General features: G+C 69.3%; 20 protein-coding genes. 8 read left to right on the top strand and 12 right to left on the bottom strand.

What is annotated here, in order from left to right:
* Positions 1–89: 89 nt before the first annotated feature.
* Together FG385_RS25420 and FG385_RS25415 are read left to right on the top strand one after the other, a co-directional pair.
* Positions 90–1,103 carry a LacI family DNA-binding transcriptional regulator gene (locus FG385_RS25420; RefSeq protein WP_139099375.1) on the top strand — a complete coding sequence of 338 codons (1,014 nt, stop codon included), beginning with the start codon at positions 90–92 and terminating at the stop codon, positions 1,101–1,103.
* Entirely contained in the window at positions 1,100–3,385 is a 2,286-nt protein-coding gene (locus tag FG385_RS25415; protein WP_139099315.1) for a beta-xylosidase/alpha-l-arabinosidase, read from the top strand. The genes FG385_RS25420 and FG385_RS25415 overlap by 4 nt, the downstream gene beginning before the upstream one ends.
* A gap of 32 nt (positions 3,386–3,417) precedes the next feature.
* Here the strand turns inward: FG385_RS25415 and FG385_RS25410 are convergent, their stop codons facing one another.
* Complete coding sequence (locus FG385_RS25410) at positions 3,418–4,599, bottom strand: aminotransferase class V-fold PLP-dependent enzyme (protein WP_139099314.1); 1,182 nt, start codon at positions 4,597–4,599, stop codon at positions 3,418–3,420.
* A 160-nt stretch (positions 4,600–4,759) separates the two neighbouring features.
* Between FG385_RS25410 and FG385_RS25405 the strand changes: the two genes are divergently transcribed.
* From FG385_RS25405 to FG385_RS25395, 3 genes are all read left to right on the top strand, one after another.
* The gene (locus FG385_RS25405; protein ID WP_139099313.1) at positions 4,760–5,479 is read left to right on the top strand and encodes a G1 family glutamic endopeptidase; all 720 of its coding nucleotides are present in this window, start codon (positions 4,760–4,762) and stop codon (positions 5,477–5,479) included.
* A gap of 120 nt (positions 5,480–5,599) precedes the next feature.
* Positions 5,600–9,166, top strand: coding sequence for a DNA polymerase III subunit alpha (gene dnaE, locus FG385_RS25400; RefSeq protein WP_139099312.1), 3,567 nt, complete (start codon positions 5,600–5,602; stop codon positions 9,164–9,166).
* Between the two features lie 796 nt (positions 9,167–9,962).
* On the top strand, positions 9,963–11,141 hold the full coding sequence (locus FG385_RS25395; RefSeq protein WP_139099311.1) for a low temperature requirement protein A: 1,179 nt from the start codon (positions 9,963–9,965) through the stop codon (positions 11,139–11,141).
* Positions 11,142–11,188: 47 nt separating this feature from the next.
* Here FG385_RS25395 and FG385_RS25390 read toward each other — a convergent pair whose 3' ends face one another.
* Positions 11,189–12,424 carry a L,D-transpeptidase gene (locus tag FG385_RS25390; RefSeq protein ID WP_139099310.1) on the bottom strand — a complete coding sequence of 412 codons (1,236 nt, stop codon included), beginning with the start codon at positions 12,422–12,424 and terminating at the stop codon, positions 11,189–11,191.
* Positions 12,425–12,525: 101 nt separating this feature from the next.
* A complete protein-coding gene (locus tag FG385_RS25385; RefSeq protein ID WP_139099309.1) occupies positions 12,526–13,416 on the bottom strand; it encodes a patatin-like phospholipase family protein in 891 nt (296 codons plus the stop codon).
* 157 nt (positions 13,417–13,573) lie between these two features.
* Between FG385_RS25385 and FG385_RS25380 the strand changes: the two genes are divergently transcribed.
* The gene (locus FG385_RS25380) at positions 13,574–15,481 is read left to right on the top strand and encodes an acyl-CoA dehydrogenase family protein (protein WP_139099308.1); all 1,908 of its coding nucleotides are present in this window, start codon (positions 13,574–13,576) and stop codon (positions 15,479–15,481) included.
* A gap of 49 nt (positions 15,482–15,530) precedes the next feature.
* On the opposite strand, the gene FG385_RS25375 is transcribed toward FG385_RS25380, so the two are convergent.
* The 5 genes from FG385_RS25375 to FG385_RS25355 all read right to left on the bottom strand — a co-directional run bounded on the left by FG385_RS25375 (position 15,531) and on the right by FG385_RS25355 (position 19,075).
* Positions 15,531–16,175 (bottom strand): DedA family protein, encoded by a 645-nt coding sequence (locus FG385_RS25375; protein WP_139099307.1) that lies wholly within the window; start codon positions 16,173–16,175, stop codon positions 15,531–15,533.
* 86 nt (positions 16,176–16,261) lie between these two features.
* On the bottom strand, positions 16,262–17,263 hold the full coding sequence (lipA, locus tag FG385_RS25370; protein WP_139099306.1) for a lipoyl synthase: 1,002 nt from the start codon (positions 17,261–17,263) through the stop codon (positions 16,262–16,264).
* A gap of 65 nt (positions 17,264–17,328) precedes the next feature.
* Positions 17,329–17,610: a hypothetical protein gene (locus FG385_RS25365; protein ID WP_139099305.1), complete on the bottom strand. Its 282-nt coding sequence runs from the start codon at positions 17,608–17,610 to the stop codon at positions 17,329–17,331.
* Between the two features lie 2 nt (positions 17,611–17,612).
* A complete protein-coding gene (locus FG385_RS25360; protein WP_139099304.1) occupies positions 17,613–18,551 on the bottom strand; it encodes an oxidoreductase in 939 nt (312 codons plus the stop codon).
* Between the two features lie 17 nt (positions 18,552–18,568).
* Positions 18,569–19,075, bottom strand: a complete 507-nt coding sequence (locus tag FG385_RS25355) for a hypothetical protein (RefSeq protein WP_139099303.1) — start codon at positions 19,073–19,075, stop codon at positions 18,569–18,571.
* Positions 19,076–19,204: 129 nt separating this feature from the next.
* Between FG385_RS25355 and FG385_RS25350 the strand changes: the two genes are divergently transcribed.
* Positions 19,205–19,804, top strand: a complete 600-nt coding sequence (locus tag FG385_RS25350; RefSeq protein ID WP_139099374.1) for a TetR/AcrR family transcriptional regulator — start codon at positions 19,205–19,207, stop codon at positions 19,802–19,804.
* Between the two features lie 245 nt (positions 19,805–20,049).
* Complete coding sequence (locus FG385_RS25345; protein WP_139099302.1) at positions 20,050–20,985, top strand: LLM class F420-dependent oxidoreductase; 936 nt, start codon at positions 20,050–20,052, stop codon at positions 20,983–20,985.
* Between the two features lie 5 nt (positions 20,986–20,990).
* Here FG385_RS25345 and lipB read toward each other — a convergent pair whose 3' ends face one another.
* The 4 genes from lipB to sucB all read right to left on the bottom strand — a co-directional run.
* Positions 20,991–21,728: a lipoyl(octanoyl) transferase LipB gene (gene lipB, locus FG385_RS25340; RefSeq protein ID WP_139099301.1), complete on the bottom strand. Its 738-nt coding sequence runs from the start codon at positions 21,726–21,728 to the stop codon at positions 20,991–20,993.
* A gap of 11 nt (positions 21,729–21,739) precedes the next feature.
* The gene (locus FG385_RS25335; protein ID WP_139099300.1) at positions 21,740–22,369 is read right to left on the bottom strand and encodes a phosphatase PAP2 family protein; all 630 of its coding nucleotides are present in this window, start codon (positions 22,367–22,369) and stop codon (positions 21,740–21,742) included.
* Positions 22,366–23,235, bottom strand: coding sequence for a TIGR01777 family oxidoreductase (locus FG385_RS25330; RefSeq protein ID WP_139099299.1), 870 nt, complete (start codon positions 23,233–23,235; stop codon positions 22,366–22,368). Before FG385_RS25330 ends, FG385_RS25335 begins: the two co-directional genes overlap by 4 nt.
* A gap of 71 nt (positions 23,236–23,306) precedes the next feature.
* Positions 23,307–24,351 (bottom strand): 2-oxoglutarate dehydrogenase, E2 component, dihydrolipoamide succinyltransferase (sucB, locus tag FG385_RS25325; protein WP_139099298.1); only part of this gene is annotated, 1,045 nt, incomplete at its 5' end.

The raw sequence follows: 24,351 nt of genomic DNA, 5'->3' as shown, positions 1-24,351 counted from the left end.
TAATGGAAACTCCGGCGTTAGAGTGAGCCGAAATTTTCCGATAGGAGGTAAGCGTGGCGGTCCGTTCGAGCAAGCGGGCGACGCTGGCGATGGTGGCCGACGCCGCGGGGGTGTCGCTGCCGACGGCCTCCAAGGTGCTCAACGGGCGCGGCGACGTGTCCGACGCGACCAGGGCCCGCGTCGAAGAGGCCCTGCGCGAGTTCGGGTACATCCCGCAGACCGGCCGCCGCACGGTGGCGCCCTCGCGTGTCGTGGACCTCGTGTTCGACGATCTGCGCAGCACGTACTCGCTCGAAATCTTGCGTGGCGTAACGGAAGCCGGCGCGGAGATCGGGGTGGACGTGGTGGTCGGCCGGGTGCCCGAGCCGGCCGGAACCGGGCCGTTCACACCGGAGGACAGCTGGGCGCAGCGGCTCAAGAGCAGTGGCCGCGAGGGCCTCATCGTCGTCACGTCCGAGCTGAGTCTCGCCCAGGTGGAGGGCTTCGGGCGGGCCGGGTTGTCGCTCGTCGTGATCGACCCGCTCAACCTGCCGCGCGTCGAGGTGACCAGCGTCGGCGCGACGAACTGGTCCGGTGGTCTGACCGCGGCCGAACATCTGCTGAGCCTCGGCCACCGGCGGATCGCGTACGCGGGCGGCCCCCCGGGCGCGTCGTGCAGCCAGGCCCGGCTTCACGGTTATCGCGCCGCGCTGGAGAACGCCGGCTGCGTCGCGGATCCGGATCTGGTGCTGCACGGCGGTTTCGAGTACGGCGACGGCCTCGAGATGGGCACCCGCCTGCTCGCCGCGGACAACCCGCCGACCGCGATCTTCGCCGGCAACGACGCCGCCGCGCTCGGCGTGATGGAGGCGGCACGCCGCCGCGGCCTGCGCGTGCCCGAGGACCTGAGCGTGATCGGCTTCGACGACACCGTGCTCGCGGAGCGGGCCACCCCGGCGCTGACCACCGTCCGCCAGCCGTTGCAGGACATGGGCCGCGTCGCGTTGCGCACGCTGCTGCGGCTCGCCGACGGCGAATCCCTGGACTCCCACCATGTCGAGCTCGCGACGAACCTCGTGGTGCGCGGCTCGACGGCCCCGATTTCCGAACAAGGAGCACGATGACCCGCTGGCAGGACACCTCGCTTTCCCCTGACGAGCGCGCCAATGCGTTGCGCGCCGAGATGACCATCGAGGAGAAGGTGGCGCAACTCGGCAGCGCGTGGCCGGGCAACGAGCAGCTCAACGCCAACGTCGCGCCGATGCAGGACGTCTTCGCGCGTGGCGGGGTGCCGTTCGAGCAGGTTCGGGCGGCCGGGATCGGGCATCTGACCAGGGTTTTCGGCACCGCGCCGGTCACCGCGGCCGAGGGCGCCGAACGCGTTGCCGCCCTGCAGCGGGAAATCATCGACGAGACGCGGCTCGGGGTGCCCGCGATCGTGCACGAGGAATGCCTGACCGGGTTCACCACGCTCGGCGCGACGGTGTACCCGTCCCCGCTGGCGTGGGCGGCGACCTTCGAACCCGCGCTGGTGGAACGGATGTCCACCGCGATCGCGGAGGACATCCGCGCGGTCGGGGTACACCAGGGGCTTTCGCCGGTGCTCGATGTGGTGCGCGACTACCGGTGGGGCCGCGTGGAGGAGACCCTCGGCGAGGATCCTTACCTGGTCGGCATGATGGGCTCGGCCTACGTCCGCGGCCTGGAGACGACCGGGATCGTGGCGACGCTGAAACATTTCGCCGGGTATTCCGCGTCGCGCGCCGCGCGTAACCACGCGCCGGTGTCGATCGGGCCGCGCGAGTTCCGCGACGTGATCCTGCCGCCGTTCGAAATGTCCATTCGCGACGGTGGGGCCCGCTCGGTGATGAACGCGTACGTCGACCTCGACGGCGTCCCGGTCGCGGCGAACACTCCGCTGCTGACGGGAGTCCTGCGCGACGAGTGGGGTTTCGACGGCGTCGTTGTCTCGGACTACTGGGCCATCGCCTTCCTCAAGAGCATGCACCGCGTCACCGACAGCGTGGGCGGTGCGGGCGCGCTGGCGCTGGCCGCCGGGATCGATGTGGAGCTGCCCGACACCCTGTGCTACGGCAAGGAACTCATCGAGCTGGTGCGTTCCGGCGAGGTGCCGGAGTCCCTTGTGGACCGGTCGGTGCATCGGCTGCTGCGGCAGAAGGCGGAGCTCGGCCTGCTCGATCCTGGCTGGGCACCGAAGGTGGAGGCGGTCGATCTGGACTCGCCGCGCAACCGCGCGATCGCCCGTGAGATCGCGGAGAAGTCGGTAGTGCTGCTGGCCAATGACCGCGTGCTTCCGTTGCGGGGCGGGAAGATCGCGGTCGTCGGGCCGTGTGCCGACGATCCGCTGGCGTTCATGGGCTGCTACTCGTACCCGAACCACGTGCTGCCGCGCTTCCCCGAGTTCGGCATCGGCGTCGAGGCACCGTCCCTTGTGGACTCGCTACGCGCCGAGCTGCCCGGCGCGTCGATCTCGCTGGAGGCGGGCTGCCCGATCCGCGACGAGGATCGCTCCGGTTTCGCGGAAGCTGTTGCGGCGGCCGACGAAGCGGACGTGTGCATCGTGGTGGTCGGTGACCGGGCCGGGTTGTTCGGCGAGGGCACCTCGGGTGAGGGCTGCGACGCCGAAGACCTGAGCCTGCCCGGGGTGCAGGACGAGTTGGTGGCCGCCGTGCTGGCGACCTCGACCCCGGTGATCGTGGTCGTCGTCTCCGGGCGGCCGTACGCGCTCGGGCGGCATGCCGGTGCGGCGGCGCTGGTCCAGGCGTTCATGCCGGGCGAGGAAGGCGGCCCGGCGCTCGCGGGCATCCTGTCCGGCCGGGTCGCGCCTTCGGGCCGGCTGCCGGTGCAGGTGCCGCGGGTGCCGGGCGGTTCGCCCGGGACCTACCTGCACCCGCCGCTCGGCGGGAACAGCGAGGGAATCTCCAATCTGGACCCGACGCCGCTGTTCCCGTTCGGCCACGGGATCTCGTACACGACGTACGAGTATTCGGACTTGTCTTTGAGCGCCACGGAAATCCCGTCGGACGGTTCGGTGTCCATTTCGGTCACCGTGCGGAACGCCGGAGACCGGGCGGGTGCGGAGGTGGTGCAGTTGTACCTGCACGACGTGCAGGCGCAGGTGACCCGCCCGGTGCTCGCGCTCGCCGGGTTCGCGCGGGTCGCGCTCGAGGCGGGGGAGAGCAAGCGGGTCACGTTCGGGCTGCACGCCGACCGCACCGGCTTCACCGGCCTCGACCTGCGGCGCATCGTCGAACCCGGCCGCTTCAAGGTCCACGTCGGCCGCTCCGCCACGGACCTCCCGTGCTCGGCCACCTTCGACATCGTGGGCCCCCTCCGCGACCTTGGCCCTGACCGCGTCCTAACCACCCCAGCCACCACCACCTGACCCCTCCGCCCACCCCTCCCCCGGCGTGGGGGTCAGGGGTGGAGGCGGGTGAGGGTGGTGGTGAGGTGGTGGATCTCGGACTCGGTGTTGTAGTAGTGGACCGAGGCGCGGACCAATGAGGGCAGGGCGCGGGCGGTGAAGTCGTACTGGGCCGACCCGGCGCCGCTGACCGAGGTGTTGATCTTCGCCTCGGCGAGCCGCGCCTTGATCTCCGCCGCCGGTAGGCGGTCGGACGAGAAAGTGACGATCCCGCACTGCTTCACGCCCTGGTCCCGCACCGTCACGCCCTTGATCTCGCGCAGTTCCGACCGCAACAGCGCGGCGAGCGCGCTCACGCGTTCCTCGATCGCGGGCAGTCCGATGGCCAGCGCGTAATCCACGGCCGCACCCAGCCCGAGCGTGAGCGCGTAGCTGCGTTCCCACACCTCGAAGCGCTTGGCCGTCGGCACCACCTCGTACGTCTCCGGCGAGGTCCACGCCGCCGAGTGCAGGTCGAGCATCGCGGGCTCGAGCCGCTCGCGCAGGCGCGGGCGGACGTACAGGAAGCCGGTGCCCCGCGGGCCGCGCAGGTACTTGCGGCCGGTGCCGCTCAGCGCGTCGCACCGCAGGCGCCGGACGTCGAGGTCGAGTTGTCCCGCCGACTGGCACGCGTCGAGCAGGAACGGGATCCCGGCTTCCTCGGCGACCGCGCCGACCTGCTCGGCCGGGTTGACCAGCCCACCCTGCGTCGGCACGTGGGTCATCGAGATGAGCTTGACCCGCCCGTCGATCCGGCGTGCGAGATCGGCGACGTCCACCTGGCCGGACTCGTCGTCGTCGACCACCTCGACGACCGCCCCCGTGCGCCGCGCGACCTGCAGGTACGCGATCGCGTTGCTGGCGTACTCCGAACGGCAGGTCAGGATTCGGTCCCCAGGCTCGAACCGCATCGCGTAGAACACCGCCTGCCAGGAGCGCGTGGCGTTGTCGGTGACCGCGATGTCCTCGACGCCGGCGCCCAGCAGCCGCGCGAGGGAGCCGTACACGGCGTCGACCCGGTCAGCCGCCGCGGCCGCGGCCTCGTACCCACCGGTCAGCGCTTCTTCACGCAGATACTCGGTCATGGTGTCGACCACGACGGCGGGCGGCAGTGCCGAACCCGCGTTGTTGAAGTGAGCCACGCCGGCTGCCCCCGGCGTCTCGTCCCGGTACCGGAGCACGTCCTCGTCTCGCATGATCACCGACTGTACTAGTGCCCGCTAGCGGATATCTCGTCCTTTTTGTGCCCCGACCAAAGTAGGGTCTCCCGGTCGGATTCTTGCCGAGAGCGCGTTCAGCTGGTTAGGAATTCCTTTCGGAAGTACCTCCCCGCTCCATCCCGTGAGGAGAGTCAGAATGGTTCCCCGCCTTACCGCTCTCGTTTCCGGTGCCGCGCTCGCGGTGTCGGCCCTCCCCGCCGGCGCCGCGTCGGTGAACGCGGCCGACCACTTCATCTCGCACCAGGGAAACGTGTCCTATTCGTCGAACTGGTCCGGTTACGCCGAAACCGGCGGCAGCTACACCTCCGCGACCGCCACCTGGACGGTTCCCTCGGTGTCCGCGACCAGTTCGTCGACCTATTCCTCGGCGTGGGTCGGTATCGACGGCGACGGGAATTCGGACCTCATCCAGACCGGTACGGAATCGGATTACGTCAATGGGCACGCGGAATATTCCGCCTGGTGGGAAATCCTGCCCAACTATTCCGTGACGATTCCGGGGGTGACGGTCAAGGCAGGCGATTCCGTCACCGCTTCCGTCGCGAAATCGAGTGGATCCTCCTGGGTTATTTCGCTCGCGGACGACACCACCGGCAAAAGCTGGTCGGCCACCAAGACCTACACCGGCCCCGGCCAGTCCGCGGAGTTCGTCCAGGAGGCCCCCACCGTCGGCGGCTCGCAGTCGGCCGTGGCGCACTTCTCCACCTTCGGCTTCCGTAACCTGAAGGTCGACAGCGCCGGCCCGGGCCTGGTGAGCTCGGAGAAGATCATCCTGCGGCAGAACGGCGTCGACTACGCGACCCCGTCGAACCCGAACTCCTCCGGCGACGGGTTCACCGTGTCCTACACCGGCTGACCCTGGCGTGCCGGACGTCGCTCCCCGGGCGTCCGGCACGTCTCCGCGAAACTGTCGGTGCCGCGAGCTAGGCTGGCCGTCCAGGGTCGCGCAGTACCGTTCACGGGGAGGTTTTCGCCGGTGTCGAACGATTCTTTCGTTCACCTGCATGTGCACACCGAGTACTCGATGCTCGACGGTGCGGCGAAGATCGCTCCGCTGTTCGCCGAGGCCAAGCGGCTGGAGATGCCGGCCGTGGGGATGACCGACCACGGCAACATGTACGGGGCCGACCAGTTCTACCAGGAAGCGCGCAAGGCCGGCCTCAAGCCCATCATCGGGATCGAGGCGTACATCGCGCCGGAGTCGCGGTTCACGAAGAAGCCGGTGTTCTGGGGGCAGGCGAGCCAGCGCGGTTCGGACGAGTTCGGTGAGGGCGGCGACGTCTCCGGTGGCGGCGCGTACACGCATATGACGATGCTCGCCGAGAACGCGACCGGTCTGCGGAACCTGTTCAAGCTCTCGTCGCTGGCGAGTATCCAGGGCTACTACCGCAAGCCCCGGATGGACCGCGAGCTGATCGCGGAGAACGCGGCCGGCATCGTCGCGACCACCGGCTGCCCCTCGGGCGAGGTGCAGACCCGGCTGCGGCTGGGGCAGAAGGCCGAGGCGATCCAGGCGGCGTCGGACTACAAGGACATCTTCGGCGCCGACAACTTCTTCCTCGAGCTGATGGACCACGGGCTGCCGATCGAACGGTCGGTCCGGGAGGGCCTGCTGGAGATCGGCAGGCAACTGGACCTCAAGCCGCTGGCCACCAATGACTCGCACTACGTCACCAGAGACCAGGCCGATTCGCATTCGGCGTTGCTGTGCGTGCAGTCGGGCAAGACGCTCAATGACCCGAACCGGTTCAAGTTCGACGGTAACGGCTACTACCTGAAGTCGGCCGCCGATATGCGCGAGTACTGGGACACCGAGGTGCCCGGCGCGGCGGACACCACGCTGATGATCGCCGAGCGTGTCCAGTCCTACGAAGAGGTGTACACGCACAAGGACCGGATGCCGGTCTTCGAAGTCCCCGAAGGGCACACCGAGGAGTCCTGGCTGCACCAGCAGGTCATCGACGGCCTCAAGTGGCGCTTCCCGGACGGGATCCCCGAGGGCTACGTCGAGCGGGCGGAGATGGAACTCGGCGTCATCGCCCAGAAGGGCTTCCCGGCGTACTTCCTCGTCGTGGCCGACCTGTGCAACTACGCCCGCAGCGTGGGCATCCGGGTCGGCCCCGGCCGTGGCTCGGCGGCGGGCGCACTCGTGGCGTACGCGCTGGGCATCACCAACCTCGACCCGATCCCGCTCGGCCTGCTGTTCGAGCGGTTCCTCAACCCCGAGCGCATGTCGATGCCCGATATCGACATCGACTTCGACGACCGCCGCCGCGGCGAGATGATCCGCTACGCCACCGAGAAGTACGGCGCGGACAAGGTCGCCCAGGTGATCACCTTCGGCACCATTAAAACCAAGGCCGCGATCAAGGATTCCGCGCGCGTCCACTTCGGCCAGCCGGGCTACTCGATCGCCGACCGGATCTCGAAGGCGCTGCCGCCGCCGATCATGGCGAAGGACATCCCGCTTTCGGGCATCGTCGACCCGCAGCACGAACGGTTCGGCGAGGCGGCGGAGGTGCGCACGCTCGTCGAGACCGACGAAGAGGTCAAGACGATCTTCGACACCGCGCGCGGTCTCGAAGGCCTGATCCGCAACGCCGGTGTGCACGCCTGCGCGGTCATCATGTCCAGCGAACCGCTGATGGACGCCATCCCGTTGTGGCAGCGCGACGACGGGGCGATCATCACCGGCTGGGACTACCCGTCGTGCGAGGCCATCGGCCTGTTGAAGATGGACTTCCTCGGCCTGCGTAACCTCACCGTCATCGGTGACGCGATCGACAACATCAAGGCCAACCGCGGCGTCGACATCGACCTCGACACGCTCGGCGTCGAAGATCCGGACACGTACAAGCTGCTCGGCCGCGGTGACACGCTGGGCGTGTTCCAGCTCGATGGTGGCGCCATGCGAGACCTGCTGCGCCGCATGCAGCCGACCGAGTTCGCCGACATCGCCGCCGTCAACGCCCTGTACCGGCCGGGCCCGATGGCGATGAACACGCACAACAACTACGCCGACCGCAAGAACGGCCGGCAAGAGGTCACCCCGATCCATCCGGAGCTCGAAGAGCCGCTGCAGGAAATCCTGTCCGAGACCTATGGCCTGATCGTGTATCAGGAACAGATCATGCAGATCGCGCAGAAGGTCGCCGGCTATTCGATGGGCCGAGCGGACGTGCTGCGCCGGGCGATGGGCAAGAAGAAGAAGGAAGTCCTTGAGAAGGAGTACGAGGGCTTCGAAGCCGGTATGCAGGAGAAGGGCTTCTCGAAGGCCGCGATCAAGGCGCTGTGGGACACGATCCTCCCGTTCGCCGGGTACGCGTTCAACAAGTCGCACGCGGCGGGCTACGCGCTGGTCGGGTACTGGACCGCTTACCTGAAGGCGAACTACACCGCGGAGTACATGGCCGCGCTGCTGACCTCGGTGGGCGACAACAAGGACAAGTCCGCCGTCTACCTGTCCGAATGCCGCCGGCTCGGCGTGAAGGTGCTGCCGCCGGACGTGAACGAGTCGGGCCCGCGCTTCGCCGCGGTCGGGGACGCCATCCGCTTCGGGATGGGTGCCGTCCGCAACGTCGGCGCCAACGTCGTCGATTCGATCATCAAGACCCGCGAGGAGAAGGGCAAGTACTCCTCGTTCACCGACTTCCTGGACAAGGCCGAGCTGGTGGCCTGCAACAAGCGGGTGCTGGAATCGCTGATCAAGGCGGGCGGGTTCGACTCGCTGGGCAACACGCGGCTGTCGATGATCCAGGTACACGAGGACGCGGTCGAAGCGGTGGTGCCGCTCAAGCGGCAGGAGGCGATGGGCCAGTTCGACCTGTTCGGCGCGGGTGATGAGGACGAGGGCGCGTCGAGTTCCTCGTCGCCGCTGGCGCACCTGAAGTTCGGTGAGGAGGAGTGGCCGCGTAAGCAGCTGCTGTCCTACGAGCGGGAGATGCTGGGCCTGTACGTGTCGGCGCATCCGCTCGACGGGGCCGAGCGCATCCTGCGCAAGCACGCGCCCAAGCCGATCGCGGCGATCCTGGACAACCCGCCGAAGGAAGGCGAGCTGGTCGTCTCGGGCCTGATCACCTCGCTCGAGCGCCGGGTCAACAAGAAGGGCGAGCCCTGGGCGATCTGCACGGTCGAGGACATGGACGCCTCGCTCGAGGTGCTGTTCTTCCCGAAGTCGTACGCGATGTTCTCGGCGGATCTGGTCGAGGACAATGCCGTCCTGGTCAAGGGCCGGGTGAACTGGCGCGAAGACAAGATGTCCGTCTTCGGCGGCGGCCTGGTCCCGCTCGACCTGTCGGAGATCGGCAACGGCGAGGACGAGCCGCCGCTGATGTTGCACTGCTCGGCCGAGAAGCTCGACAAGAGCGTGGTGGGCGAGCTGAAGCAGACCCTGCTGGCGCACAAGGGCGACACCCCGGTCCGGCTCAAGCTGATCGGCCGCCAGCAGGAGACGGTCTTCGCGCTCTACGACTACCCGGTCAAGGTGACGAGCATGCTCATGGGCGAACTGAAAGGCATCCCGGGTATCACCGCGAGCACCTGACGAGCCCGCCGGTCGGCTGCCCCGTAGGTCACGAGGCGAACACGCCCAGCACACGGTGCCGGGCGGGGGCGAGTTCCGCCGTGGCCACGAGGACGCCGCGCAGCGTGATCTGCGGCAGTTCTGGCTGAACCGACCGCAATAGCCCACTGCTCGGATGCACCGAGGCTGTTCATCGCGATTCTCCGTCTGAGGGCTGGTTGTCGCGCGTTCTTCCAGCAAGGAAACGATTACTCTCCGTCGCGATCTGGGCTGTCCGTGACGCCGTTCGCGCCCGGCTTAGCGGTCTTGGCCGCGCTTGCGGGACGGCTCGTTTCCCATCGGGCCGGAAGCGCACTGTGACCGGACCGGGCGCGAGGTTGTGGCTAATCCCGGCGGAGAACGCGAGCCTCGCGGTCACGACCTCGCCCGGTGCGGTGAGTACGGCGGTCGGCCAACCAACTACAGCACGTAGTATTCACTGCTCCATACGAGTGATGGTTTCCCTAATGAGGTGGCGCTACTGAGAGCAACCGGGTAAACCTGGTCGAGCCTTCACTTCGAGGGATTCGCTACGGAAAGTGGCGGTCCGGTTGGCGGTCCGGGGATGGGGCCACCAGCCGAACGAGCCGTAGTCGTCCGATGGGGACACGCACGCTCATTTCTCGGCGCCATTGCCGGCGTCCGCGGGGGACCGTTCGGTGATCGCGCGAAGGCACCCGCTCGGGTGGGCTCGCAGGAGGGGGAGCTGAGCCCACCCGAGCCCAGCGCGTTTTCATGATGGGATATCGGCCGTCTGCCCCTGACCGGAGGAGCCGAGATGCCCGACGAGCGCGCACCGCGCCCGGCCCACGTGTGGTACCGGCCGATGACGGCCCGAGACCGTTCGGAGCGGCATCGCGCCGCGACACCGCTGGAGCTGCTGTTCGACCTGTGTTTCGTGGTCGCGGTGAGCATGGCGGGCGGGCAACTGCACCATTCCCTCGCCGAGCACCAGATCGGGCACGGCGTCCTGTCCTACCTCCTGGTGTTCTTCGCGATCTGGTGGGGCTGGGTGAACTTCAGCTGGTTCGCGTCGGCCTTCGACACCGACGACGTGCCGTACCGCGTCGCGACGTTCGTGCAGATCGTCGGCGCCCTCGTGGTCGCCGCCGGGGTGCCGGACGCCTGGCACGAGGACTTCACCACGGTCACCGCCGGGTACGTGATCATGCGGTTCGCGATGGTCGGCCAGTGGTTGCGCGCGGCGCGCCAGGACGAGGGCAACCGGCCGACCGCGCTGCGCTACGCGCTCGGGGTCACCGTCGTCCAGCTGGGCTGGTTGCTGCGGCTCGCGGTGCCGGAATCGTGGTTCCTGCCGAGCTTCCTCGTGCTCGTCGTGGCCGAACTGCTGGTCCCGGTCTGGGCCGAGCAGGCGGCCCCGACGAACTGGCACCCGCACCACATCGGTGAGCGGTACGGGCTGTTCACCCTGATCGTGCTCGGCGAATCGGTGCTCGCGGCGAGCAACGCGCTGCAGGAGGCACTCGGCAGCGGGCATCCCGCCGGCGGGCTGATCTCGGTCGCGATCGCGGGGGTGGCGATCGTGTTCGCGATGTGGTGGCTCTACTTCGACCAGCCCGCGCACCGGCGGCTGGCGCAGTTCCGGCGGGGCTACGTGTGGGGCTACGGGCACTACGTGATCTTCGGCTCGGCGGCGGCCGTCGGGACCGGGCTCGAGCTGGTGATCGACTACGACACCCACACCGGCCATCTCGGCGGGCTGGGCACCGCGCTCGCACTGAACGTGCCGATCGCGCTGTACCTGCTGAGTGTGTGGCTGCTGCATGTCGGGCCGCGCAACGAATGCCGCCCGATCGCCGTGGGGTTCCCGCTCGCGGCCGCGCTGGTGCTCGCGGTGTCGTTCACTCCGCTGCCGGTGCACCTCGCCGCGGTCGTCGTGGTGGGTCTCGTCGTGACGAGCGTCGTCGCGACCCACGGCCACCCGGTCGGGGAATAGCGAGAGGCCGGGATCCCCCGCGGAGATCCCGGCCTCTCGAAGCGAGGTCAGCTGAGTGCACTGCCCTTCTGCCACTGGCTCCACGACAAGGCCCAGTCGCCGTAGAGGTCCCACACGGGCAGCTGCGGGCCGCCGGAATTGGCCACCTCGACGACATCGCCGAGCCCCAAGGTGTTGAAGAACCACTGGGCGTTGGCCGCGTTGAGGTTGATGCAGCCGTGTGACACGTTCGTACTGCCCTGCGCGCCCACGCTGTTCGGGTTCTCGTGCACGAACTCGCCGTCGTTGGAAATGCGTTCCGACCACTGCTCGTTCGACCGGTACGCATTCGGGTCGGGCGGGCACACGCCGTACGTGCACGAGTCCATGATGTAGTTCGCCGACTTGAACGAGATCACGTGCGCGCCCAGATGCGTCGGGGTCGCGTCCTTGCCCATCGAGATCGGCATCGACTTGACCATCTGCCCGTTGTGGAAGATCTGCATCTGTTCGGTGTTGCCGTCGGCCTTCGCGATCCACGAGTCGTGCACGTGGTAGGTCTCCGTGCGGTCTTCCGCGCCGTACACGCCGTTGCCGAAGTCGACCCCGTAGATCTTCGCGGACACCGTCAGCGTGGTGCCCGGCTGCCAGTAGTCCTTCGGCCGGTAGTGCACGTTCTTGCTGTCGACCCAGTACCAGCCGCCCTCCTGCGGCGGGTTCGACTTGACCGACAGTTGCTTCTCCACCGCCGCCTTGTTCTTCACGTCGTAGGAGAACTGGAACACGATCGGCTGGCCGACGCCGACGCCGGTCTGCGCCACCGAGGACGGCGCCGGGATCAGGTTCGCGTTGGCCTGCTTCGCGGGCTTGATCGTGCTCACGGTGCTCTGCTGGTCCACGGATTTGCCCGAGGGGTCGGTCGCGTGCGCGTCGATCTGGTACTTCGCCCCGTAGCCGAGCGCATCGCTCGACGTCCACGTCGTCTTGTCCGCCGACAGGCTGCCGTTGACCTTGGTGCCCTTGGCCGCGTTGGTGACCGTGACGTCGGTGATGGTGCCGCCCGCGGCCTTCACGACGATCGGCGTGGTGGGGCTGACGTTGGTCGAGTCGGCGGCGGGCTGGATCGAGAGCGACACCGCGGGAGCCGCCGGCGACGTGGCAGCACCGCCGTTGTTTCCGTTAGGGGAGGTCGTGCCCGAATTGCCGGAACTGCACGCCGAAACGGCAAGCGCGGTCAGTAACAGGCCGATGAGCACGCCGGAACGAGATCTGCCAGGAAGACGTAAAGGCTTGGTCAAAAACATCAGGTCTCTTTTGTGGAGGTCGAAGGAGCGGGCTGTGCATCAAAGTACCGCGCTGGTATGGACGGCCCACCACGTGGTTTGTTGCGGCGAAGTGGCGTGTGTCACGCTGGGCTTTCCGCGGCTGACACGACTTTCACACCGGGTCCTCCGTAAAGTCCGGGACCGGCGACGAGCAGGTCGTCGAGATATGCCAGGGCGGCCCCATAGGCACTTTTGTCCAATTCCGCGGTATGGCTGAAATCGAGCGGGCTCATCCGCACCGGCACCGGTCCCGGCAGGTACACGACCGGCACCTCGGCGGCCGCGAGCGGCGCCTCGAGCACGGCCTGGTTCCGCATGCTGATCATCGCCGTGTACATCAGGACCTCGGCGAACGTGTGCGGCGGCGACGGGATCTGGCCGGGGAAGGCGCAGTCGAGCACGACGAGCGAGCGCGCACCCATGTGCAGCGCCTGCCTCATCGGCACGTTCGCGACGAGGCCGCCGTCGTAGAGCAGGCGGCCCTCGTGCTCGACCGGCGGGTAGATCCCGGGGATCGCGGAACTCGCGAGCAGGGTGGGCAGCAGTTCGCCGGAGCGGACCAGCACGGGTTCGGCGGTGTCGACGTCGGTGGTCACCACGCCGAGGGGAACTTCGAGGTCGTCGAACGTCGCACCCCCACCGAGATGTTGCCGGATGATCATCGCGAGTCCGGTGTTGGGGAACAGGTGGGTTTTCGCGTGGTGGAGCGTGCGGACCCGGCTGAACACGCCGCCGGGGAACGCCTCGGCGCGCGTCAGGTGCGTCCAGATCTCCGGCAGGCGGCGCGTCGCGTCCTCCGGGGCGGCGGCGAGGACCGCGCCGTTGAGCGAGCCGACGGACGTGCCGGCCACGAGGTCCGGGCGGATGCCGTGCTCGTCGAGCGCCCGCAGCATGCCGACCTGCATGGCGCCAAGGCTGCCGCCACCCCCGAGCACGAACCCGACCGGACGGGGCAGTGTCATCTCGGACATGTCGATCCCCTCCCCTTACCGCCCATGGTGCCCCGCGCGCACTGGCACGGCCATTTCTGGTGACGGCCGGAACACGCTCCGGCGATTGGGGGTTTTCCTGTCGCTACTCGTGGGTAACACTCGTCACAAAGCTCTTGACGCCGAGGAGGTGGCTGCGATGACACGAGCCAAGGTGACCGAACGGGAGGCCCGTGCGCTGGCGGAGGAGTCCCGCGAGACCGGCTGGGTCAAGCCGTCGTTCGCGAAGGAGCTCTATCTCGGCCGGTTCCGGCTCAATCTGGTGCATCCCCACCCGCGTCCCGCCGCCGAAGCCGCGGCGCCGGCCGAGGAGTTCCTCGGCCGGCTCCGCGAGTACTGCGCGACGATCGACGGCGGCGTCATCGAGCGCGAGGCGCGGATTCCCGACGAGTACGTGAAGGGGCTCGCGGGGCTCGGCTGTTTCGGGATCAAGATTCCCGAGGAGTACGGCGGGCTCGGCCTGACCCAGGTCGCCTACAACCGCGCGCTCATGCTCGTCGCTTCGGTGAACCCGACGCTCGGCGTGCTGCTTTCTGCACACCAGTCGATCGGCGTGCCCGAACCGCTCAAACTCGCGGGCACGCCCGAGCAGAAGGCGAAGTTCCTGCCCCGCTGCGCGAGGGGCGCGATCACGGCGTTCCTGCTCACCGAACCGGACGTCGGCTCCGACCCGGCGCGGCTCGCGTCCTCGGCGGTGCCCACCGAGGACGGCGAGGCCTACGAGCTGGACGGCGTGAAGCTGTGGACCACCAACGGGGTCGTGGCCGAACTCGTCGTGGTAATGGCGCGGGTGCCGGCTTCCGACGGGCATCCGGGCGGGGTGACGGCGTTCATCGTCGAGATGGACAGCCCCGGTATCACCGTCGAGCGGCGCAACGCGTTCATGGGCCTGCGCGGGATCGAGAACGGGCTGACGCGGTTCCACCGCGTCCGCGTGCCCAAGGAGAACGTGGTCGGTGGCGAGGGCAGGGGACTCAAGATCGCGCTGGCCACGCTGAACACCGGCCGCCTGTCGATCCCGTCGATGTGCGCGGGGGCGGGCAAATGGTGCCTGAAGATCGCGCGCGAGTGGTCGGCCGAGCGGGTGCAGTGGGGCGGGCCGATCGCCGGGCACGGTGCGGTGGCGAACAAGATCTCGTTCATCGCCGCGACGACGTTCGCGATGGAGAGCGTGCAGGAGCTGTCCGGGTATATGAGCGACGAGGGGCGCAACGACATCCGCATCGAGGCGGCGCTGGCGAAGCTGTGGGCGAGTGAGATGTCGTGCCAGGTCGCCGATGAGCTGCTGCAGATCCGCGGCGGGCGCGGGTACGAGACCGCGGCCTCGCTCGCGGCGCGTGGCGAGCGGGCGGTCGGAGCCGAGCAGCTGGTGCGGGATCTGCGGATCAACCGGATCTTCGAGGGTTCCACGGAGATCATGCACCTGTTCATCGCGCGTGAGGCCGTCGATGCGCATCTGGCGGCCGCGGGCGCGCTCGCCGACGTCGAGGCGTCACCGCGTGACAAGGCGAAGGCGGCGGCGAAGGCGAGCGGGTTCTACGCGAAGTGGCTGGCACAGCTGGTCAGCGGCAAGGGAAACGTGCCGACCTCGTTCCACGAGTTCGGCATGCTCGCGCCGCACCTGCGGTATGTCGACCGGACGGCACGCAAGCTGGCGCGCTCGACGTTCTACGGGATGGCGCGCTGGCAGGCCGGGCTCGAGAAGCGGCAGGGCTTCCTCGGGCGGATCGTCGACATCGGTGCCGAACTGTTCGCGATGGCCGCCAGTTGCGTGCGAGCCGAACGGGAGGACACCGAGAGCGCGCGGGAACTGGCGGACGTGTTCTGCCGCCAGGCGCGGCTGCGCATCGAGGTCCTGTTCGACGCGCTCTGGGACAACACCGACGACGAGGCGCGCGAGCTGACCGCCGGTGTCCTCGATGGGCGGTACAGGTGGCTGGAGGAGGGCGTTTTCGACCCGAGCGAGGGCACGGGCCCGTGGATCGCCGACTGGCGCGCCGGTGCGTCTGCCGAAGCGTCGGTCCACCGCCCGATTCCCCCCGGATGACACCACCGCCTGCCCACCGCCGCGGAGATCTACGTTCGGGACGCCGAGATCACACGCTCGAGTCGGTCTCTTGCTCTTGTCTGACCGGCGCGGCGCGCTTCTTGCGCCATCGGAGGGCGAAGAACACCCCGGCCGCCGCGAGTAGCGCCAGCACGATGAACCCGCCGGTGCTCATCAGGCTCTCGACGCGCTTCGCCGCCTCGCCCAGCGCCACGCCGATGCTGATGTGCAGCGCCGACCAGCACAGTGCACCCGCGAAGGCCGCGGGCAGGAACTTGCGGAACGGCAGGCCCGAGGTGCCGGCCGCGGCCGGGGTCAGGGTGCGGATCACCGGCAGGAACCGTGCGAAGAACACGGCCCATGCGCCCCGCCTGTGCAGGATCCCGGTCGCCCGGTCCCACGCGTCCACGCCGTGTTTCTGGATCAGCTTCGTCTCGCGCAGGCGCGGCCCCCACCGCCGCCCGATGGCGTACCCGATCGAGTCACCCATCGTGGCGCACGCCGTCACCACGCCCCACAGGATCAGGAACCGTGGCACGGTGTGCGCTGTCGTCGCCGCCACGAGCAGGCCCGACTCGCCGGGCGCCAGGAAGCCCAGCCCGATCGTGCATTCCAGGAACACGAGCAGACCGGTGGCGCCGACCAGCGCCGGCTGCGGAAGGTTCTGCAGCCAGTTCAGGATATCGGTGACCACGGCACGCCCCCCTGCCCGATTTGTCGGTGTCGAGGTCCAACCTAGCGCGGCCGGTGGGGAGCGGCCTCAGGGACGAACCCTGAAAGTCAGCGGGTCAGCAGGCTCGCGGCCTCCTGCGCGGCGGGCCCGGCTTCGGCCAGGTGGGCGAGGTTCTCGGGCAGCGGCTCGCCGCGGTGGCGCTTGGTCTGTGCGTAGAGCCGGCCCGCGCGGTACGAGGACCGCACCAGCGGGCCCGCCATGACCCCGGCGAAGCCCAGCGACTCGGCCACGGCCGAGTGCTCGACGAACTCCTCCGGTCTGACCCAGCGGTCCACCGGGTGATGCCGCACCGAGGGGCGCAGGTACTGGGTGATGGTGAGGATCTCGCACCCGGCCTCGACCAGGTCGCGCATCGCGGGCTCGACCTCGTCCGGGGTCTCACCCATGCCGAGGATGAGGTTGGACTTGGTCACCAGCCCGGCTTCACGGGCCCTCGTGAGGACCTCCAGCGAGCGCGCGTACCGGAACCCGGGACGGATCCGCTTGAAGATCCGCGGCACGGTCTCGATGTTGTGCGCGAGCACCTCCGGCGCGGAGGAGAACACCTCGGCCAGCTGGGCCGGGTCGGCGTTGAAGTCGGGGATCAGCAGCTCAACGCCGGTACCGGGGTTGAGCGCGTGGATCTGGCGCACGGTCTCGGCATACAGCCACGCACCACCGTCGGGCAGGTCGTCGCGGGCGACCCCGGTGACCGTCGAGTAGCGCAGGCCCATCGCCTGCACGCTCTCGGCGACCTTGCGCGGTTCGGACGTGTCCAGCGCGGCGGGCCGACCGGTGTCGATCTGGCAGAAGTCACAGCGCCGGGTGCACTGGTCGCCGCCGATCAGGAAGGTGGCTTCGCGGTCTTCCCAGCACTCGTAGATGTTGGGACAGCCCGCCTCCTCACACACCGTGTGCAGACCCTCCCGCCGGACCAGGCCCTTGAGCTCCGTGAACTCCGGCCCCATCCTCGCCCGCGTCTTGATCCAGGACGGCTTCTTCTCGATCGGGGTCTCCGCGTTACGGACCTCGAGCCGCAGCAGCTTCCGACCTTCAGGCGCAGCAGTCACGCCTGCCAGCGTACGCGTGCGGTCCGGGCGGCGTCCCGTGCTGCGATCTATCGCACTGCCCCGCATCAACGCACGTCACGCATGGCGTGCAGGTCGATCTGCGCGCCCGACGAAGCCAGCAGCGGCGCGGCGGCCGCGCGCCGCGGATCGGCGCGGTAGGCGGCGAAGTCCTCGTCACCGTCGAACGTGACGATATGAGCCTCGAGGCGGCCGTCCGGCGTCCGCAGCCGCCGTTCGAGTCGCCCGCCGTGCTCGGCGAGGAGTGGGAGGACCGCGTTCTCGTAGGCTTCGAACGCCGCCAGCTGCCCGTCCGGGAGTCGAGCGAGCAGCAGGTAGGTGACCGCCATGGTTATGCCGGGTCCGGCGTGACGCCCGTCAACTTCGCCGTCAGCTCCCACAGCCCGGCGCCCGTCGCGCGATCGAGGGCCGCGGCCAGCGGCTTGACGATGCGCGGGTACCCGCGCAGTTGGAGGCCGCCAGGGGCGAGGTAGTCGCCACCGTTGACCCCGGCCGCCGTCGCCGCGTAGAGCTGCGGCAACGCGCCCATCCGGACGTCCTGCGCGATCAGCAGGTCGCCTAGTTTCGACGTCCCCGCGATGAGCGGGCCGAGCAGCCCGGGGTACGTCTTCGCCATGTTCGCTTCGAGGTTGGTGACCGTATAGCCGGGCGCGGCCGCGACGCTGACGACGTCCTCGCCCGCGGCCCGCAGCCGCCTGTCCAGCTCCAGCGCGAACACCTGGTTCGCGAGCTTCGACTGTCCGTACGCGGTGGCGGGGTTGTAGCGCCGGTGCTCGTAGTTCGGGTCGGCCAGATCGATCTTGGCGCCGGTCGCCGCGAAGCTGGTCAGGGTGACGACGCGAGCGTTCGTGCCGCGGCGCAGGGCCGGCATCAGCTGCCAGGTGAGCGCCGCGTGCCCGAGGTGGTTGGTGCCGAACTGCAGCTCGAACCCGTCGGCGGTGCGGCGCTTGGGCGTGGCCATGATCCCGCCGTTGTTCATCAGGACGTCGAGTGCGTCGCCGCTATGATCCCGTGCCTCGGCGGCCGCCCGGTGGACGGAGCCGAGGTCGGCGAGATCGAGCAGGATGAGCTCGGGCGCGGTGTGCGCGACCGTCTGGACGGTGCGCAGAGCCTGCTCACCACGTTCGGCGGACCGGCAGGCGAGCAGGACGCGCGCGCCTTTGGCCGCGAAGACCTTCGCGCTTCGCAGCCCGAGCCCGGAGTTCGCGCCCGTGATGAGCACCGTGCGCCCGGTCTGGTCCGGGATATCGGTTTCCGTCCACTTCGCCATGCACGGATGTTAGATCGTCAGGCGCTCGGGGCGAGCATCTTCAGCAGGTGCCCGAGCGGGTTGCGTCGCGGGGCCTCCAGTTCCGGCCCGTGCCGCAGCAGTGCGAAGAACGCCGTGCCCACCTTCGTGATCTCGTCGGCGGGCTCGCCGGGATCGGCCAGGCCGGCGGCCACCGCCAGCATCCGCACTTCGGCCTCGTGCATCTGGCGCACGGCCGGGTAGCGCTCGACCTGGGCGTCGAGCACCGCGCGCAGCGTACGGTTCGCGCGCACGGCGCGGTGCCACGCGCGCGTCACCGCCTCGACGTGATCGTCGGTCCCGTCTTCGAACTCGGTGCGCAGATGCCCGCTGAGCAGGCGGCTCCAGCGGTACTGCAGGGCGAGCAGCAGTTGCTCCTCGCTTCCGAAGACCTCTTTCGCGCCGGGGATCTCGGCGAGGGGCAGGTGCGCCCGCGGATCACGGGAGGCGCGCCGCAACACCGCGTCGGCTATGTCTCGTCGTTGGTAGAAATCCGTCCAGCCCATGGGTCGTCCCCTTCTGTGACCCGGTGCATACTCTCGGTCTGCTCCATACTGTTGGTATGATGCCGGCACCGCGAACATACCACGGGTATGTGAACCTGGGGGCTGGCGTAAACTGTGTCGGTGGCGACAATGCGGTCCAGGCGGCTCGACTATTCGGAGTCCACGCGATCCGCGCTGGTGGACAGTGCGGTCGCGCTGTTCACGAAACGGGGGTATGCGGGCACTTCGCTGGACGAGATCGCCAAGCGGGCACGAGTGACCAAAGGCGCGCTGTACCACCATTTCAGCGGCAAACAGGCGCTGTTCGAAGCGGCGTTCAGTCAGGTGGAAAGCGGTGTCTTCGGCCGGCTCGAAGAAATCATGAGCGGGCCCGAGACGGCGTGGGAGCGCGCGCTGCGCGGGTTGCGCGCGTTCATTTCGGCCTGTCTCGATCCCGCGTACCAGCGCATCGCGATTCACGAGGCGCCGGTGGTGATGGGCTGGGAACGCTGGCGTGAGGCGGAGGACAGGGCGAGCTTCGGGCTGATCCGCTCGAGCCTGGAGGACCTGATCGAAGCCGGCGAAGTGGAGAGCGTGCCGGTGGAGATCACCGCGCGCCTGCTGTTCGGCGCTTTGTCCGCCGCCGCAACGGAAATCGCGAGCTCACCGGATCCGGAGAAGGTCGGCGGGCAGGTCGAAGAGGTGATCACGCAGTTGCTCACGCGGCTCCGCCGCATCGACCAGCCGTGAGCGGCGCGGCTCACGGAAGTACGTCCGCGCCACCTGGGCGAGAACCTGCTTGGCGAGTTCGGCCTTGGCCGGGTCGACCGGCGCCGAGGTGGGACGAGCCGAACTGGTGTCGCCACGCGGGGGTGCGGCGTCCACCTCGATGTGCACTCCTGCCGCCGCTGAAGAGCACCACGGCGCCGACGACGTGGCCCGGCGCCGAACGGATCACGCCGCGAGCGAGCAAGGCCACCCGTTAGTGTGGAGTTGTGGACTTGAGGATCTTCACCGAACCCCAGCAAGGCGCCAGCTACGACGACCTGTCTCGGATCGCGAAAAAGACCGAAGAAACCGGTTTCGACGCGTTCTTCCGGTCCGACCATTTCCTGAAGATGGGCGGGGTTTCCGGGCTGCCAGGGCCGACCGACTCGTGGGTGACGCTCGGCGCGCTCGCCCGCGAGACCTCGCGGATCCGGCTCGGCACGCTGGTCACATCGGCCACCTTCCGGCACCCGTCGGTGCTCGCGATCTCGGTCGCGCAGGTGGACCAGATGTCCGGTGGGCGAGTCGAACTGGGCCTCGGCGCCGGCTGGTTCGACGGTGAGCACACCGCCTACGGCATCGAGCTGCCGCCGCTGAAGGAGCGGTTCGACCGGTACGAAGAGCAACTCGCGATCATCACCGGACTGTGGGAAACCCGCGAGGGCGAGACGTTCGACTTCGCCGGTGAGCACTTCCAGCTCAAGGATTCGCCCGCGCTGCCGAAGCCGGTGCAGACCCCGCGCCCGCCGGTGATCATCGGCGGTGGCGGCAAGAAGCGCACGCCCGCGCTCGCGGCCCGCTACGCCGACGAGTTCAACCTGCCGTTCACCGACGCGGCGACGGCCGCCGCCCAGTTCGAGCGGGTCGAGGCGGCCGCACGCGAGATCGGCCGCGACCCCAAGGAGATCACCCGTTCCGTCGCGCTGACGGTCGCCGTGGGCGCGGACGACGCCGAGGTGGCGCGCCGCGCCGAAGCGATCGGCCGGGAAACCGGCGAACTCAGGCGGAACGGGCTTGCCGGAACACCGGCGGAGGTGGTCGAGAAGATCGGCCGGTTCCGCGAGGAGGCCGGGATCACCCGGCTGTACCTGCAGGTGCTGGACCTGTCGGACCTCGACCACCTGGAGCTGATCGCGTCCGCGATCGCACCCCAGCTGGACTGAGTGCCTCAGGGCTGCAACGCGAAGGTGACGCCGGGGGCGAGGGGCGCGGCGGGGCGGGAAAGCCAGCGGTCCTCGCTCACCGGCAGTTCACCGTCGAGGGCGGCCAGCACGGCGTCGCGGGCCAGTGGAAGCGCCTCGGCGACGGTCACGTCGCGCTCCAGCTCATAGGAAAGCGAGGTCACGCCCGCGTCCCGGATACCGCACGGGACGATCTTGTCGAACGCGGACAGATCGGCGTCGCAGTTCAGCTCGAACCCGTGCATCGTGACCCCGCGCTGGACCCGGATGCCGATCGCGGCGATCTTGCGCTCGAGGCCGCGCTCGTCGGCTGGCACCCACACCCCGCTGCGGCCCTCGACGCGGCCGGTGTGCACGCCGAACTGGTCGCACACCTTGATCAGCGCCTCTTCCAGCCGCCGCACGTAGTGCACGACGTCGATCGGGTCACCGAGCTTGATGATGGGGTAACCGACCAGCTGACCCGGCCCGTGCCAGGTGATCTTGCCGCCGCGGTCGACGTCGATGACCGGGGTGCCGTCGGCCGGCCGGTCGCCCGGCTCGGTCCGCTTGCCGGCCGTGTACACCGACGGATGTTCCAGCAGCAGCATCGTGTCCGGCCCGGTGCCGTCGGCGCGGGCGTTGACGTACGTCCGCTGCAGCTCCCATGCCTCGAGGTAGTCGATCGTGCCGATGGGACGGACGTCGACCGGTTCGGTGCCGGCGCGGCAAGAGGAAACGCTCACAGAACGCCAGGTTACGCCGCATGGGCCGGTCCAGATATAGGTCCGGGTAGGAGCCGCACCACACTCGCGGCGAGCAGTCCGGTGCCGAGCACGCCGAGTACCGCGCCGACGGTGTCGGTGAGCCAGTGTACCCCCAGGAGCAGCCGGGTCAGCGCGACCACCGCGGTCACCAGGCTCGAGGCGAGCGCGGCCCAGCGGGTCATCGCGGGGGCGAGCCACCGGCACAGCAGCACGAGAGCCAGCGCGCTGCTCGCGATCGCCACCACATGCCCGCTGGGATAGCTGAACTCGGCGTACTCCCGTGGTCGTTGGCGCAGGAAGAGCGGTTTGGCCAGCCAGCTGGTGAGCCGCGCCGCCCCGTAGACGACCAGCGCCCGCGCGACCAGCCACGCTTCCCGCCGCGAACCCCGGTACCAGGCGAGGATCGCGCCGGTGAGCAGCCCGATCGCGACCACGGCGGGGACGGCGATCCCGAGCAGATCGCTCACCAGACTCGTGACCTGGCCGAGGGTGCCGCGCCACAGCCCGTAGAACGCACCGGTCACCGCGAGATCGAGCGCGAGGGGGTGCTTCGCGACCACGACGCCGAGCACGATGAACAGGCACAGGAACCCGGCCCCGGTGAGCGGCCAGCGGATCAACGAACGGCCGCCAGTGCAGCGTCCACAGTGGAGTGTGCGAACGAGTATCCGGCCTCGCGCAGCGCGGCCGGCACCGCCCGCTGCGAGACGAGCACCAATTCGTCCGCGGCCTCGCCGAGCACCGCCTCGAGCGCGAAACCGGGCACCCGCCACGGCGCCGGCCGGTTCAGCGCCCGCCCGAGCGCCTTGGTGAACTGGCTGTTCGTGACGGGTTCGGGGCCGGACAGGTTGACCGGTCCGGCGAGCGTTTCGTGCTCGATCAGGAACCGGATCCCGGCGGCCTCGTCGTGCTCGCTGATCCACGGCAGGTACTGCCTGCCGTCGCCGAGCCGCCCGCCAAGGCCGAGCCGGAACAGCGGCTTGAGCAGGCCGAGCAGGCCACGGCGGCGGCTGAGCACGAGCCCGGTCCGCACGTGCACCACGCGGGCTCCGGCACGCTTGGCGGGTGCGGTGGCCGCCTCCCATGCCTCGCACAGATGCGCCAGGAAACCCTCGCCGCGGGATGCGGTCTCGTCGAGAACCTCGTCGCCGCGGTCGCCGTAGTAGCCCACGGCGGAGGCGTTGACCAGGACCGGGATCTCGTGCTCCGCGACCGCTTCGGCGAGCACCTCGGTCGGCTCGATCCGGCTGTCGGCGATCATCTGCTTCCGGGCCGCGCTCCATCGGGTGACCATCGACGAGCCGCACAGGTTCACGACCGCGCCGACGTCGTTGAACGCCTTGCCGTCGATCCGGCCGGACGGCGGGTCCCAGGTGTAGTCGCCGGTGCCTCGCACGAGCCGCCGCACTTGGTGGCCGGCATCGGTGAGAGCGGCGACGAGGGCTGTGCCGATGAGCCCGCGGGAGCCCGCGACCAGGACGCGCATGGGCTCACCCTATTCCGGGTATGCGAAGGGGCGCCCCGCGGAGGACCACCGGGCGCCCCTTCCGAAGCCGCCTACAGGCCCAGTTCGTCCTCGAAGTGGCCCTCTTCGAGGCGGTTCTTGATCGTGGTCAGGAACCGGCCCGCGTCGGCGCCGTCGATCAGGCGGTGGTCGTAGGTCAGCGCCAGGTACGCCATCGACCGGATGGCGATGGTGTCCTGCCCGTCGGCGTCGGTCGCCACGACCGGCCGCTTCACCACCGCGCCGACGCCCAGGATCCCGGACTGCGGCTGGTTGATGATCGGCGTGTCGAACAGGGCGCCGTTGCTGCCCAGGTTCGTGATGGTGAAGGTGCCGCCCGACAGCTCGTCCGGCGTGACCTTGTTCGCCCGCGTGCGGGCCGCCAGGTCCGCGATACCCCGGGCGAGACCCGCCAGGTTCAGCCCGCCGGCGTCGTGGATGACCGGGGAGATCAGGCCCTTCTCGGTGTCCACCGCGACCGCGAGGTGCTCCTCGCCGAAGTAGGTGATCTCCTTCGTGTCCTCGTTGAGGTAGGCGTTGACGTTCGGATGCGCCTTGAGCGCCTCGACCGTCGCCTTCGCGAAGAACGGCAGGAAGGTCAGCTTGACGCCCTCACGCTCGGCGAAACCCGCCTTGGCCTGCTGGCGCAGCCGGGCGACCTTGGTGACGTCGACCTCGAACACCTGGGTCAGCTGCGCGGAGGTCTGCAGCGACTCGCGGGTGCGCTGCGCGATGACCTGGCGGATCCGGCTCGCCTTCTGCACGGTGCCGCGCAGGGCCGCCAGCTCCGGCGAAGCCGCCGGGGCCGGGGCGCTGGGCCGCTGCACGGCGGGCGCCGCGGCCGGGGCGGGCGTGGCCTGCTGCTGCTTGGCATCGGCCGCCGCGAGCACGTCCTGCTTGCGGATCCGGCCGCCGACCCCGCTGCCGGTCAGGGTCGACAGGTCGATGCCGTGCTCGGTGGCGAGCTTGCGCACCAGTGGCGTGACGTACGGGCCGCTGCCGTCGGATTCGGGCGCCGGGGCCTGCGGCGCCGGGGTCTGCGGCGCCGGGGCCTGCGCGGCGGGCGGCGTCGGCGCGGGCGGGGGAGCCGAAGCGGGC

The sequence above is a fragment of the Amycolatopsis alkalitolerans genome, assembly GCF_006152065.1.
Lineage (GTDB): Bacteria > Actinomycetota > Actinomycetes > Mycobacteriales > Pseudonocardiaceae > Amycolatopsis_E > Amycolatopsis_E alkalitolerans.
Note: the sequence above shows the minus strand (reverse complement) of the source record. Positions and strands in the feature narration are given on the sequence as shown.